13 protein-coding genes are annotated in these 13568 nt (G+C 60.7%); all 13 read left to right on the plus strand.

Going from position 1 to position 13568, the window contains the following annotated elements; translation table 11 throughout:
• Positions 1–158 precede the first annotated feature (158 nt).
• The 13 genes from P3T40_RS21405 (at position 159) to P3T40_RS21465 (ending at position 13546) form a co-directional block, all read left to right on the plus strand.
• Positions 159–962, plus strand: coding sequence for a transporter substrate-binding domain-containing protein (locus tag P3T40_RS21405; RefSeq protein WP_429269729.1), 804 nt, complete (start codon positions 159–161; stop codon positions 960–962).
• A gap of 463 nt (positions 963–1425) precedes the next feature.
• The gene (locus P3T40_RS21410; RefSeq protein ID WP_429269730.1) at positions 1426–2469 is read left to right on the plus strand and encodes an NAD(P)-dependent alcohol dehydrogenase; all 1044 of its coding nucleotides are present in this window, start codon (positions 1426–1428) and stop codon (positions 2467–2469) included.
• 36 nt (positions 2470–2505) lie between these two features.
• The gene (locus P3T40_RS21415; protein ID WP_429269731.1) at positions 2506–2823 is read left to right on the plus strand and encodes a hypothetical protein; all 318 of its coding nucleotides are present in this window, start codon (positions 2506–2508) and stop codon (positions 2821–2823) included.
• The gene (locus P3T40_RS21420) at positions 2820–3842 is read left to right on the plus strand and encodes a CobW family GTP-binding protein (protein ID WP_429269732.1); all 1023 of its coding nucleotides are present in this window, start codon (positions 2820–2822) and stop codon (positions 3840–3842) included. Before P3T40_RS21415 ends, P3T40_RS21420 begins: the two co-directional genes overlap by 4 nt.
• Positions 3839–4933 carry a WD40 repeat domain-containing protein gene (locus P3T40_RS21425; protein ID WP_429269733.1) on the plus strand — a complete coding sequence of 365 codons (1095 nt, stop codon included), beginning with the start codon at positions 3839–3841 and terminating at the stop codon, positions 4931–4933. Before P3T40_RS21420 ends, P3T40_RS21425 begins: the two co-directional genes overlap by 4 nt.
• Positions 4934–4973: 40 nt before the next feature.
• Positions 4974–5177, plus strand: coding sequence for a hypothetical protein (locus P3T40_RS21430; RefSeq protein WP_429269734.1), 204 nt, complete (start codon positions 4974–4976; stop codon positions 5175–5177).
• A 350-nt stretch (positions 5178–5527) separates the two neighbouring features.
• Positions 5528–7198, plus strand: a complete 1671-nt coding sequence (locus tag P3T40_RS21435) for an aromatic/alkene/methane monooxygenase hydroxylase/oxygenase subunit alpha (protein ID WP_310815899.1) — start codon at positions 5528–5530, stop codon at positions 7196–7198.
• 59 nt (positions 7199–7257) lie between these two features.
• Entirely contained in the window at positions 7258–8340 is a 1083-nt protein-coding gene (locus P3T40_RS21440) for an NADH:ubiquinone reductase (Na(+)-transporting) subunit F (RefSeq protein ID WP_429269735.1), read from the plus strand.
• A 60-nt stretch (positions 8341–8400) separates the two neighbouring features.
• Entirely contained in the window at positions 8401–9483 is a 1083-nt protein-coding gene (locus tag P3T40_RS21445; protein WP_429269736.1) for an aromatic/alkene monooxygenase hydroxylase subunit beta, read from the plus strand.
• A 44-nt stretch (positions 9484–9527) separates the two neighbouring features.
• A complete protein-coding gene (locus P3T40_RS21450) occupies positions 9528–9881 on the plus strand; it encodes an MmoB/DmpM family protein (protein ID WP_408256268.1) in 354 nt (117 codons plus the stop codon).
• Positions 9882–9962: 81 nt separating this feature from the next.
• A complete protein-coding gene (locus P3T40_RS21455; protein ID WP_429269737.1) occupies positions 9963–10988 on the plus strand; it encodes an amidohydrolase family protein in 1026 nt (341 codons plus the stop codon).
• Positions 10985–11866, plus strand: a complete 882-nt coding sequence (locus P3T40_RS21460) for an iron-sulfur cluster assembly protein (RefSeq protein WP_429269738.1) — start codon at positions 10985–10987, stop codon at positions 11864–11866. Before P3T40_RS21455 ends, P3T40_RS21460 begins: the two co-directional genes overlap by 4 nt.
• A gap of 42 nt (positions 11867–11908) precedes the next feature.
• Complete coding sequence (locus tag P3T40_RS21465) at positions 11909–13546, plus strand: molecular chaperone GroEL (RefSeq protein WP_429269739.1); 1638 nt, start codon at positions 11909–11911, stop codon at positions 13544–13546.
• The last annotated feature ends 22 nt before the right edge of the window (positions 13547–13568 follow it).

Consider the following 13568-nt stretch of genomic DNA (forward strand, 5'->3'; position numbering starts at 1 on the left):
ATCGCCATTTGCTTACTGCGCGCCCGCAGACAGCGCAGGATGCGGGTCCATTGCAAGAGCGCCATGGCGAACCTGTCCGACCTCACGAATCGCCGCAACCCGGACGAGATGTTAAAGTCGTTGTGCAGTCCCATAATTCAATAAACAGGAGGCATGTTATGAAGTTCTCGAAGTTGCTGTTTTCGAGTGTAGTAGCCGTATCCGTTCTGGGGTTTACCGCAGTTGCTGCCCATGCGGAAGATTTGCTCGACTCTGTAAAGCAGGCCGGGGTGCTTAAGATCGGGCTCGAAGGCACGTATCCTCCGTTCGATTCCCGCAACAGCGCGGGCGAGCTCGAAGGCTTCGACGTGGACGTTGCAAAGGCTGTCGCAGCCAGGCTTGGCGTCAAGCCGCAATTCATTCCAACCGAGTGGAGCGGTATCATCGCAGGCTTGCAAGCCGGGAAATTCGACGTCATCGTGAACCAGGTTACCATCACGCCGCAACGTAAGGAGGCCCTGGATTTCAGCCAGCCGTACACGTTTTCCGCAGCGCAGCTAATTCAGCGGGCCGACGACAAGCGGGACATCAAGTCACTTGAGGAGTTCAAGGGGGAAAAGAAGCTGGGGGTGACGCTTGGCACGAACTATGACCAGATGGCTCGCGCTGTACCGGGCATTAACGTGCAAACTTACCCCGGCGCACCCGAAAAGCTCCGCGATCTGGCGGACCGCCGCATCGACGCGACGATCGATGATCGATTGATGCTGCCATACGTCATCAAGACGTCGCAGCTGCCACTTCGCCCGGGTGAAGTGCTCAAGGGAGCCGACCAGGAAATGGGCATTCCATTCCGCAAGGGCAATCCCAAGTTCGAGAAGGCGATCAATGATGCGCTCACGTCGTTGACGCAGGACGGCACGATGAAGAAAATCTCGATGCATTGGTTCGGCACCGACGTAACCCAACCCATCGCACACTAATCCATCACGTTCTCTTTCCCCACGTACGGTCCGGTACGCCTGAACTTCAGGCGGCTGAATCCGCCGGATCGACGTGGGTGACCTTGCTTGGTCGGCTCACGCTCCGTGCGCCGATTAACGAGGATGGCGCAACGCTCGCATCTCAAGGCAATTCGCGCGCCTGGTCTTCGTATCAACAGCTCGGCATCAGCAATCCTTCACGCCTAATGCGTCCCATTTTCGGACAGGCCGCCGATCCTCACCCACACTAAGCGTCCGATTTTGCGACAGTACTCCAGCACGCGAGCCATTTGTCCGCTGCGGATAACGCCGCGTCTCCATGCTCACGAACCTTCTTAGGGTAGCGTGATTACTTTCTTCTCCTTTGGCATGGACATTGCCTAGTCTGTATTGGCCCCGCGCAAAAGCGCCGCTCTTACGGTTCGTGCATCTGCCGGCCATACAGAAACGGAGGAGACAAAAAGTGAAAGCTGCCGTGCTGCATCAGTACGACGAGTCATTGACTCGCGAAGAATTCGTGCGCTACGAAGATGTCGACGATCCGAAGATCGAGCGTCCCACTGATGTCATTGTCCGGATTGGCGGCGCCGGTGTGTGCCGCACCGATCTGCACGTCGTGGAAGGCATCTGGCGCAGCAAGGTCGATGTCACGTTGCCCTACATCATGGGCCATGAAAACGCCGGCTGGGTCGAAGAGGTGGGCCGCGGTGTGGAGAGTGTCAAGGTGGGCGACGCGGTCATCTGCCATCCACTCGTGACGAGCGGCCATTGTCTCGCCTGCCGGCGTGGCGACGATATGCACGCGGCGGACAGCCGGTTTCCCGGCATCAATGCCAACGGCGGCTACGCGCAATATCTGCTGACGGGCGAACGCTCGCTGATCCAGTTGCCGAAGTCGCTCGCGCCGAAGGACGTCGCGCCGTATACCGACGCCGGCTTGACCGCATACCGCGCTGCAAAAAAAGCGTCGCGCCATTTGCTGCCCGGTCAATTTGCGGTCGTGATCGGCGCCGGCGGGCTGGGGCACATCGGCATTCAGGTACTAAACGCGCTTTGTGCGGCTGAAATCGTCGTAGTCGACCGCTCCGATGTTGCGCTGCAGCTTGCAAAGGAATGCGGCGCGCATCACACGGTCAAGGGCGACGGTCATGAAGTCGAGCGCGTACTCGAACTCACGGGCGGCAACGGCGCCGAAGCGGTAATCGATTTTGTCGGCGAAGGCGATGCAATCGCAAAGGGCCTCGCCATGACGCGCAACGCGGGCTTCTACTACATCGTTGGCTATGGCGGAAAGATCGAGTTGCCGACCATCGACATGATCACCAGCGAGAAGACCATCGTCGGCAACCTGGTCGGCACCTATCCCGAACTCGTCGAACTGATGGCGCTCGCCGACCGTGGCCTCGTCCATCTGTCAACGCGGGAATACCGTCTGAGCGAGGCGAACCAGGCGCTCAAGGATCTGCACCACGGCAAGGTCAAAGGCCGGGCGGTGTTGATTCCGTAGACGCCTCGACGGGCGAACCTTAACGTGGAGATCGCCGTGACTGGGGAGCGTGACGCAGCCTCGCTTTTCGAGCGTATGCGTCTGGTTATTGCACTGACCGAAGTTAATTCCCACCACTTGCGCGGCGAAAGCAGACGCGCGGGCGCGGAGATCGAACTGGCGTGCGCACTGGCTTGCGAGGAGTGCGACGGTGTCTCGCCGGAAGGAACGGCGCATATAGCGCAATTGCGCGAGCGCTTCGGCGAGGCCGAAAGCGCGTTGCGGGCGATCGAATCCGAGCGGGAGCGGCTGGCGAATGAGCTGGCCCAATTGGACAGGCGAGCGTCGTCTGACACGCATGGGGGCTGGCAATGAATCGGATCCCGGTTACGGTGCTCACCGGCTTTCTCGGCGCTGGCAAAACCACGCTGCTCAATCGTATTCTGCGCGAGCAACACGGCCAGCGCTATGCGGTGATCGTCAACGAATTCGGCGCGATCGGCATTGACGGTGGCCTTGTCGTCGGCGCGGAAGACGAGGTCATCGAATTGAACAACGGCTGTGTCTGCTGCAAGGTGCGCGGCGATCTGATTCGCGTAGTGGCGGCCCTGGTGAAGCGCAAGGGTGGCTTCGACGGGATCCTGATTGAAACTTCCGGTCTGGCGGACCCTGCGCCGGTGGTGCAAACCTTCTTTATCGATGATGAGATCCGGCAGCGCACGCGGCTCGACAGTGTAATCTGCGTGGCGGATGCCGTGCATCTGCAGGCGCGCCTCGCAGACAGCCGCGAGGCGGCGGAGCAACTCGCGCAGGCCGACATCGTACTGATCAACAAGATCGACCTCGTCGATCCAGCCGGTCTCGCTTCGGTTCAGGATGCCGTGCGGCGTATCAACCCGACTGTGGAATGGCGGACCAGTGTGCGCTGCGACATACCGCTTGCCGTGCTGCTCGATCGCGGGGCCTTCGATCTCAAGCGCATGGCGCTTGCCACATCGGCGGGTGAGGCCGGCGAATCATCGCGCGGCGAGCGGCCTTACCGCTATGTGCCGCTTCGTGCAGGCGCCCCCGTCAAACAGGGTCGTCATAGTCACGGTATAGATAGTGTATCGCTGCGCGTCGAGCGCCCGCTCGAACGTACGCGTTTCCTCTCCTGGCTGCAGCAACTGGTGGTCGAGCAAGGCCAGGACCTGTTGCGGGCAAAGGGTATCGTCGATCTCGCCGGATCGGAGCGCCGCTTCGTGTTTCAGGGCGTGCACATGACGATGGATACGGATTTCGACCGACCCTGGCGAGCCGGCGAACACCGTGACAGCCGCCTGGTGTTTATCGGCCGCAATCTCGACCGGCGCGAGTTACGGGAGAGCATCCGGCACTGCGAGATCGACTCATGAATGCGCCCCCCGTTCTGATCGAACTACTAGGGGCGTGTTGGGTAACCGATGCGTCCGTCGTCGACGTGGTGTGGGACACGGCGGGGCAATCTGCTGGATTCGCCCTCGGCGACGGCACGCTTGCGCTCGCCACCGGGGTCTGGGACGGCGGCCCTCGACTCAAACCACGCGAGAGCGGCGGCGTCGAGTTCGTGCAGGCGCAAGCACCACCGGCGCCGCTCGCGCGCTTCAGCGCGCATGAGGGCACGTGCCTGGCCCTTGCCGCCGACCCTGCGGGCGGATTCCTCACCGGTGGCGATGACGGCCGTCTCGTCCATCTGCGCCTCGATGGCACGAGCGAACTCGTCGCGCACGAGGCCGGCGCATGGATCGACCGCGTGGCTGCCAGCGAGGCGGGTGGCCGAGCCTATGCAAGCGGCCGCCGGGTTCATTGGCTTGGGGCCAAACCCGCCTGCGTGATGCTGTCCGGATCGGCAACATCGCTGGCTTTCGACCCGGCTGGCACGCAACTGGCGATCTCGCATCAGGGTGGCGTCACGCTTTGGGCGGCCGACACGCTCCGCGAGCGTCAGCTTGCGTGGCCGGGCTATCACCGTGACGTAGCGTGGAGCCCTGACGGCCGCTATCTGGTGAGCGGTATGGAGGAGAACGCGTTGCATGGCTGGCGGCTGCCCGACGGCGCAAACATCGAGATGCGCGGCTATCCCGGGCAGCCGCGCTCGCTATCGTTTTCCGCGGACGGCCGCTTTCTTGCCACCAGCGGCGGCATGCGCGCGGTGTGCTGGCGCTTTGATCCGCCCGACGCAGATGACGAGCCGCATGAATGCGGTATCACGGGCAAGACGCCGGTCAGCCGGGTAGCGTGCCATCCGGCACATCCGCTGATTGCAGTGGGTTATCACAGCGGTGCGGTGTTGCTGTGCCAGCCAGGCAGTAGCGACATTTTGTTTATCAAGGGTTCCGGCAACAGCGCGGTGAGCGCGATGGCCTGGTCGCCGGACGGTGGGCGGCTCGCGCTGGGAACCGAGGCGGGCGAGCTGGCGCTGGTGTTTCTGCCGGAGGAACTGTTCCGCTTCGGACGCCGCAGATAAGCGGGCCGCGCTCGCATCACATATCAAAACGGAGACAACCATGAATAACGGACACACACCCAAAGAGCAGTTCTTCGAGCGCCTTGGCGGCGTCGCGGACGAGATGATCGAAGCGTACGGCAAGGACTTCGCGCTGGGCGCGCTGATTCTTACGGCACGCTTTGTCGCTGAAGGAAAAGGGCCCGACGGCGTTGCTCAAAGCTTGATTCTTACGGGTGAAGGCCAAGGCGGCGTTGCGACGTAACAGCGTGGCATGGTTTACCCCGCTATCCGTAACGAAATATAAGGCATCCGAAATAATATTGACGGTCGATCCAGCGATCGCCATCCGATCCAAACGTCCCAATATCGGACAGCGTCGTGAAACGGAGTTGTCGCAGAACACAACATGGCGCACTGCAAGAATTTTTAACAGAAGCCCGTGCTCGTTACCAGGCTTGATGCCGAACCAGATAGTCCTTCTGGCACGCATATCGCTCTATAAGTCCAGGTCAATCCGGCCCGCCCGTGTTGTTGACTCTGGTCCAGGCGCGAGCCGGCCCTGCCCGAAGCGTCGCATTGCGACAGTTACCGAAATGGAACTAGGAGAGCTCAATGTCTGATGGATTAACGCTCAACAAGATCACGTCCCAGCGTGGGATCAGCATTGGCGAAGCGGCACGCCGCGTTGCCGATCTCGGCTGGACTCCGAGTTACGTCCAGGAGGCCATGACCTTCCCGACTGACTACAAGATCAGCAAGGCGCCACGCGACCCGATGAAGCAGGTGCTGCGCTCTTATTTCCCGATGCAGGAGGAAAAGGACAACCGCGTCTACGGCGCACTCGACGCGGCATTGCGCGGCGACATGTTCCGCAACGTCCAGCCCCGCTGGGTGGAATGGATGAAGCTGTTCCTCGCGATCATTCCGTTTCCCGAAATTTCGGCGGCACGCTCGATGGCAATGCTCGGCCGGCTCGCGCCGGGTGAAGAGCTACGTACCGGCTTTACGATGCAGATGGTCGACGAGTTCCGGCACTCCACGATCCAGATGAATCTGAAAAAGTGGTACATGGAAAACTATATCGATCCGGCCGGGTTCGATATTACGGAGGCCGCATTCGGCAAGTGCTATGCCACCACGATCGGCCGTCAGTTCGCCGAGGGCTTCCTCACCGGCGATGCGGTCACGGCCGCCAACGTGTTTCTGCAGGTGGTGGCTGAAACGGCGTTCACGAACACGCTGTTCGTCGCGATGCCATCAGAAGCCGCCCGCAACGGGGACTATGCGTTGCCGACTGTGTTCCTTTCGGTGCAGTCGGATGAAAGCCGCCATATCGGCAATGGCCACTCGCTGGTGATGTCGATCATCAACGATCCGGATAACCATCTGCTGCTTGAGCGCGACCTGCGCTATGCGTTCTGGCAGAACCACGCGATTGTCGACGCCGCGATCGGCACCTTCATCGAGTACGGCACCACGGATCGCGACAAAAACAAGGAATCGTACGCCGAGTTGTGGCACCGGTGGATCTATGAGGATTACTACCGCACCTACATGCTGCCGCTGGAGAAGTACGGTATCAAGATTCACCACGACGACGTCGCCGCCGCCTGGGACCGCATCGTCAAGCAGAACTATGTCCACAAGGTCGCGCAGTTCTTCTCCGTGGGCTGGCCCGTCAACTTCTGGCGCATCGAAGCGCAGACCGAGAAAGACTTCGAATGGTTCGAACACAAGTACCCCGGCTGGTACGCCGAATTCGGCGATTTCTGGAAGTGGTACGCGAAGAAGAGCGTGCCGGGCGAAACCAACATGCTGTTCGATCAGGAAAACGGTTACGTGTATCCGCACCGTTGCTGGAGCTGTCTGGTGCCGTGTCTGATCCGTGAAGACTTCGTGGTCGACGAGGTGGATGGTCAGCTGTACACGTATTGCTCGGAGCTGTGCCGCTGGACGCATAAGGTGGCGTTTGCGCCGGAATACGAGGGCAGGCCGACTCCGGCTATGGGGCGCTTTAGCGGGCGCCGCCAATGGGAAGAGTGCTACCACGGCTGGGATCTGGCCGATTGCATCAAGGATCTTGGCTTTGTGCGCAGCGACGGCAAGACGCTCGTGCCCCAACCGCATCTACGCTTTGACGACAAGCAGATGTGGACGCTCGACCACGTGCGCGGCTATACGATCCAGAGCCCGATCGTGCTGCTGCGCGCCATGACACCGGAGCAGCGCGAGAAACACATTGCCGAGTATCGCGCCGGCTTCAAGATCAATCCGGTGAATTGACGAAGCCATCCGATCCGGCGGCACCTATCCCGCGCCACCGGACGGATCAGGAGCACACGATGAGCGACACGCAAGAGACGAGGCGCGAGATGGCGGACACAGGTGACGACAAGGTATTCCATACCGTTTACTTCGAGCCGGTCGGCGTGCAGATGTCGGTGGCGGAAGGCGAGACCGTGCTCGATGCCGCGTTTCGCCAGGGCATTGCGGTGATGCACGGATGCAAGGAGGGGCAGTGCAGCAGCTGCAAATCGCTGCTGGTCGAAGGCGATGTTGAACTCAAGAAGTATTCGACCTTCGCGCTGCCCGACTACGAACGAGAATCCGGCCATATCCTGCTGTGCCGCACGCTTGCCTATAGCGATCTGACCGTCGAGCTGCTGAATTACGACGAAGACCTGATGCGCCGCTCGATCGCGGTGAGCGAATACGACGCGACGCTGACAGGGATCACCGAGCTCACGCACGACATCAGGCTGCTGGAAGTGAAGTTGTCGAGGCCGCTGCGCTTTTGGGCCGGGCAGTACGTCGACCTGACGATTCCCGGCGCGGGCATCACGCGATCTTTCTCGATGGCGAACACGCCCGACGGCGAACCGGTGCTGAAATTCATCATAAAGAAGTATCCCAACGGCGCGTTCTCGTCGCAACTGGACGGTGGTCTGAATCCAGGCGACAGGTTGATAGCAAAGGGACCGTACGGCACCTGTTTCCGGCGCGAAGACCAGCCTGGACCGATGGTGCTGGTGGGCGGAGGCTCAGGCATGTCGCCGCTGTGGTCGATCCTCAGCGATCACGTGCAAAGCGGTGAAGAGCGCCCGATCCGGTTTTTCTACGGCGCGCGCAGCCGTCGCGATCTGTTCTATCTCGACGAGTTCGCGGAGCTGGAAGAAAAGCTGCCGGATTTCCGTTTTATTCCGGCGCTCTCGAATGCCGAACCGGATGACGGCTGGACGGGCGAGACCGGCTTCATACACGAAGTGCTCAGCCGCGCCTTGCGCGAGGAGGCACTTGCTGGAGAGATCGACGCTTACACATGCGGTCCCACTCCGATGATCGAGGCGGTGATGCCGGTTCTTCAGATGGCGGGTGTGGCACCCGAGCGGCTCTATTTCGACAAGTTTACGCAGGCGGTTCGCTGACCGAATCTGGCAAAACGCCTATTCGAAGTGCTTATAACCGAAACACGAAGGAGGACTAACATGAGTACGTTGGCAGAGCAGTCGCCAGTGAAGTCGGGCGCGGCCGGCGCGGCCCAGTTTTCCGGCTGGGACAGCCGCAAGTACAACTACTTCGAGCCGAAGGGACGCAAGGCGAGCCACTACGAAGACATGACCGTGGATGTACAGCCGGACCCCAAACGTTATCTGCTGCAAGACTGGATACTTGCATTCGCTGACGGCACACCGACGTATTCGCAAACCTGGACGGCGGCCAAAAGCTCAGACTGGCATCAGTTCCGCGCTGTGGACGAAGAGTGGGAGCGCACCCATTACCAGCGTCAGTCGACCATTGTGGGCATGATCACCGGCGCGATCCAGAACGCGCGGCGCTCAGGGGCAGTCAAGCGCTTCGACAAGACCTGGATCAAGGTGCTGGAACAGCATCTGGGCGCATACAAGCATGCGGAATTCGGTTTGGGCACAGCCACAATGCATGCGCAGCGCTACGGCTACACCCAGATGATCAATAGCGCCATCCTCACGAACGCGTCGTACAAGCTGCGCTTTGCTCAGGACCTGACGCTCTACCTGGGCGAGATCGCGTTGGACCTGCCCAATCTTGACCTCGATGCCGGCAAGCAGCATTGGCTCACCGACCCAATCTGGCAGGACACGCGCCGCGCGGTGGAAAACATCGGTGGCGCCACCGATTTTCTCGAGAAGTACTTCGCCGTGAACGTCGTATTCGAGCCGCTCGTGGCGGATCTGTTTCGCAGCGGCTTCATCATGCAGGTCGCCGCCTCGCAAAACGATTTTCTGACGCCGACCGTCGTGTCCGCGGCGGAAGGCGACTATGAGCGCAATCTGGCCAATGCCGTCGAACTGTTCCATATGCTCGCTAACGACCCGCAGCACGGCGAAGCCAATCGCAAGCTGTTCGGCGAATGGCTGGAAAAACACGGTGCGCTGGCCTCAGCGGCAGCAAAGCAATTGCAGCCGATCTGGTCGATTCCGCACGTGAAAACGGCCCAGTTCAACGATTGTCTGAACAGTTCGATAGAGCGGGCGGAGATGATCGCGAGAGAAATAGGCGTTCACTTTCCGTCGTCGATCCGCGCCTGAGCGCTCCTCGACCCATTCGAACCAACCGCGAAGAGGAGTACGCAATGTCAGTGCATACCGACAACATTTTCAAGTCGATGAAGGACGTCCGCTTCGAACAGACCATCTCGCATCAATGTGGCGTGACGATGAACGACAGCGTGGAAGCCCGGGCGATAGCCGAACTGATGTCCGCCAAGCCCGGCATCACGGTGACTTATCTGCCCGCGATGATCCGCATAGACGGCCAGGGCAAGATCGAGTTCAGGATGGGCGAGATCAGCGAAGTGCTCGGCCGCGAGATGACACCGCATCTGTTCGAAATCTCTACCTCGACCCACTACGGACGGATGGTGATGATCGACGACGAGACGGTGGTGCTGTTCGGCAATATGGACGATGCGATGGCTTACGAGTGAGCGAACACCCTGCCAGCTAATCAGGCGGACGGTTGCCCTCAAGGGCGACGGGCCGCCCATGCAACCAAGGAGACGAATGCCATGTATCGAACCACGGACGGTGAGGAAATCTTCATCATCGACGGACACGTTCATCTATGGGACGGCAGCAAGGCCAACCTTAAAAACGTGCACGGCCAGCAATTCATTGACTGCTTCTACGCGTATCACTCGAACCTGAGCCCCAAGGAGTACTTGTGGCCCAAGGAGAAATTCGACAAGTACGGCGAAGAGGCGATGTACAACGACCTGTTCGTCACGGGTTACGACGACATGGCGATCTGTCAGCCAACCTATCTGACGGACTTCTACAAGAACGGCTTCAACACGACCGAAGCCAACTACGTGCTGAAGCAGAAGTATCCGCACCGCTTTATCGTCAACGGCGCGTTCGATCCGCGCGATGGGGAAGCAGGACTCGATCGTCTCGAGGAGCTTGCGTCTCTCTACAAGATTCAGGGTGTCAAGCTCTACACGGCAGAATGGCGCGGCGATAGCAAGGGCTACAAGCTGTCGGACCCGAGCGTGCAGCGTTATTTCGAACGCTGCGAGAAGCTGGGCATCAAGAACATCCACGTCCACAAGGGACCGACGATTCTGCCGCTGAATCGCGACGCGTTCGACGTGGCCGATGTAGACGATGCCGCCACCAGCTTTCAGAATCTGAATTTCATTGTCGAGCACTGCGGCTTGCCACGGCTTGACGATTTCTGCTGGATCGCGACCCAGGAGACGAATGTCTACGGTGGCCTCGCCGTAGTGCTGCCATTCATCCATACACGTCCTGAGTACTTTGCGCATGTGATCTCGGAACTGCTGTTCTGGATCGGCGAGGACAAGATCCTCTACGGCAGCGACTATGGCATCTGGTCGCCGAAATGGCTGATCGAGAAGTTCATGGCCTTCGAACTGCCGGAATCGGTGAGTAAGGAGACCGGCGTGCAGTTGTCGATGACGGCCAAGAAAAAGATCCTTGGGCTCAATGCGGCGCGGTTGTACGGCATCGACGTCGAGGCGCAAAAGGCGCTGCTGGAGGACGTCCGGCAACCGGCAGCGGTCGGCGCATGAGCACCGGGCGCGCTGTGCAAGCACCGGCCGCCATTGCGCCGAAGGCAACTGACGGCCGGGTCGCCGAGGTCTGGACCCGGCTCGAGGCGGTCGCTGACCCCGAACTCGATGAGTCGGTGACGGAGTTGGGCTTCGTCACCGCGGTCGAGGTCGACAGCGGCTGCGTGTCGATCGGTTTCCGCTTGCCGACCTACTGGTGTGCGGCCAACTTTGCGTACCTGATGGCGGACGATATGCGACGGGCGGTAGCTGGCTTGCCATGGGTGACCAACATCATGATCACACTCGACGAGCATATGTATGCCGCTGAGATCAATCGCGGTGTGGCCGCTGGACGGTCGTTCCAGCAGACCTTTGGCGGCGAGGCCAATGGCGAAGTGGAAGACGTACGGCGTATTTTTCTCGTCAAAGCTTTTCAGCGGCGGCAGGAGGCGCTTTTAAGCTGGCTGCTGGCACAAGGCAACGAGCCCGCGATGCTCGTGCGCTTGAGCATGACGCAGCTATTGGTGTTTGCAAGCGCGAGCACAGACGATGGGAAAACCCAGCACCTGGTAGCGCGATATCGCGAGCGGCGTTTTTTTGTGGGGCGCTGTACTGACGAAGCACAACAGGGGGATGCACCGGCTTTTATCGACACAGAAGGTGCATTGCTGAATCCAGACGAGCTAGGTGCATACCTGCGTGCGTTGCGAAGGGTCGGCGTCAATGCCGAATTCAACGGCGCGCTATGCCGCGGTCTTCTGGCTGCCCGCTATGGCGAAAGCTGCGCCCCAGCGCCAGCGGTTGAGATCAAACCGGTGCATTTCGTCCGCACTGGCGGCTCGAAGCCCGGAGGTACGTTCGCGCCAGCACGAGAGACACGCGGCGCAGCAGAGTAAAAAACAGCAATCCGAATTAACCGGATCAGGAGGAGCAGGATCATGCCGAATATCATGCTGCATGACGACGACGCGCGCATGGCGCTAGGTCGAGGCGTTGCGAAACTGGCCAAGGCAGTGCGAGGCACGCTGGGGCCGCGTGGAATGAACGCGATCATCGACCGGCCAATCGGCACGCCGATCATCTCGCGCGACGGCGTCAGCATTGCCAACGAGATCGAACTCGAAGATCCATTCGAGAATATCGGTGCCCAAGTCGTGCGCGAGGTGTCCAAGCAGACCAACGAAGTCGCCGGAGACGGCACGACCACCGCGACCGTGCTGGCCGACGCACTGGTCCAGGATGGCCTCGCCTGCCTCGCGCAAGGCGCCAACCCTGTCGAACTGGTGCAAGGGCTGGAACTGGCCGTCAACGAGGCAATCGATGCGCTGAAGCGCGCTGCGACGCCCCTGCGCAGTGGTGACGAAGTGCGTGCCGTGGCGGTGGTGGCAGCCAACGACGAATTCACCGGCAAGCTGGTGGCCGAAGCATTGGAGCGGGTGGGCGCCGATGGGATTGTCGATGTGGAATACGGCACCACCGTCGAAACCCGTCTGGAAGTGGTGGACGGGATGGCTTTCGATCGTGGCTACCTGTCGCACCACATGGTGACGGACATCGAGAGAATGCAGGTGGTGCTGGATAACCCGCTCATTCTGATGACCGACCAGCGGCTGCAATCGCAGGAAGAAGTCGCAGCGCTTCAGACATTGGCGACCCGGAGCAAACGTCCGCTGCTCATCATTGCCGAGGAGGTGGCGCCGGCCTGTGTCATGACGCTGCTCGCATGGCGCGACAACGGCGGCATGCCTGTGGCGGCGATTCATCCACCGGAGTACGGACACTGGCGCAAGGCGATGCTCGAGGACATCGCAATCGTCACAGGCGGCAAGGTGGTTGCCCGCGACCTGGGGGGGAAGCTGGAAGCCACCGAATTGCGCGACCTCGGTAGCGCGCGGCAGGTGCGCATCTCCTCGAACCAGACCATTATCACGGCCGGTGGCGGCGATCCTGCGGCGGTCGTGGCGCGCCGTCAGCAGGTGGCGCGCCAGTATGAGATGGCGCCGGAGAACGTTGAGCGCGACAAGTTCCAGGTACGTCTTGCCAAACTCTCGGGCGGCACTGCGCTGATTCTTGCGGGTGGCGCGACGCCAGTCGAGCAGAAACGCCGGCTACATCTGATCGACGATGCGATTCACGCGGCGCGCGCGGCGATTGCCGAAGGCGTCGTCCCTGGGGGCGGCATGGCCTTGTTGCGGGTTTCGTCCGAACTGGAGGGCGTCATTGCTCGTAGCCACGGCAGCGTGCAGCAAGGCGCACGGCTCTTGCAGCGTGCGTTGGCGAAGCCGCTCTTTCACATCGCGACCAATTGCGGCCTCGACGGCGCGGCCATCGTTGGCGAAGCGGTGCGGGCAAAACCCGGCATGGGTCTCGACGCGCGTAGCGGGGCTTTCGTCAATCTCGTCGAAGCAGGCATCATCGATCCGGTAAAGGTCAGCTACAGCGCGGTGCGCAATGCAGCCTCGGTAGCAGGGCTGATTCTCACCACTCAGACGCTGATCGCCAAGAAGCCGGAGACGATCGATCCGACCGCCGGACCGGCGCTAGGCGCAGGCGCCGAACTGCTCGGTCGCCAATAGACGCATGAGATTGACATAGCCG

It is taken from the genome of Paraburkholderia sp. EB58 (genome assembly GCF_050436665.1).
Classification (GTDB): Bacteria; Pseudomonadota; Gammaproteobacteria; order Burkholderiales; family Burkholderiaceae; genus Paraburkholderia.

Excerpts from the sequence above, each read along its gene's own strand:
- P3T40_RS21435 (WP_310815899.1), top strand. The coding sequence starts at position 5,528 with ATGTCTGATGGATTAACGCTCAACAAGATCACGTCCCAGCGTGGGATC.
- P3T40_RS21445 (WP_429269736.1), top strand. The coding sequence starts at position 8,401 with ATGAGTACGTTGGCAGAGCAGTCGCCAGTGAAGTCGGGCGCGGCCGGC.
- P3T40_RS21465 (WP_429269739.1), top strand. The coding sequence starts at position 11,909 with ATGCCGAATATCATGCTGCATGACGACGACGCGCGCATGGCGCTAGGT.
- P3T40_RS21420 (WP_429269732.1), top strand. The coding sequence starts at position 2,820 with ATGAATCGGATCCCGGTTACGGTGCTCACCGGCTTTCTCGGCGCTGGC.
- P3T40_RS21460 (WP_429269738.1), top strand. The coding sequence starts at position 10,985 with ATGAGCACCGGGCGCGCTGTGCAAGCACCGGCCGCCATTGCGCCGAAG.
- P3T40_RS21455 (WP_429269737.1), top strand. The coding sequence starts at position 9,963 with ATGTATCGAACCACGGACGGTGAGGAAATCTTCATCATCGACGGACAC.
- P3T40_RS21430 (WP_429269734.1), top strand. The coding sequence starts at position 4,974 with ATGAATAACGGACACACACCCAAAGAGCAGTTCTTCGAGCGCCTTGGC.
- P3T40_RS21440 (WP_429269735.1), top strand. The coding sequence starts at position 7,258 with ATGAGCGACACGCAAGAGACGAGGCGCGAGATGGCGGACACAGGTGAC.
- P3T40_RS21425 (WP_429269733.1), top strand. The coding sequence starts at position 3,839 with ATGAATGCGCCCCCCGTTCTGATCGAACTACTAGGGGCGTGTTGGGTA.
- P3T40_RS21405 (WP_429269729.1), top strand. The coding sequence starts at position 159 with ATGAAGTTCTCGAAGTTGCTGTTTTCGAGTGTAGTAGCCGTATCCGTT.
- P3T40_RS21450 (WP_408256268.1), top strand. The coding sequence starts at position 9,528 with ATGTCAGTGCATACCGACAACATTTTCAAGTCGATGAAGGACGTCCGC.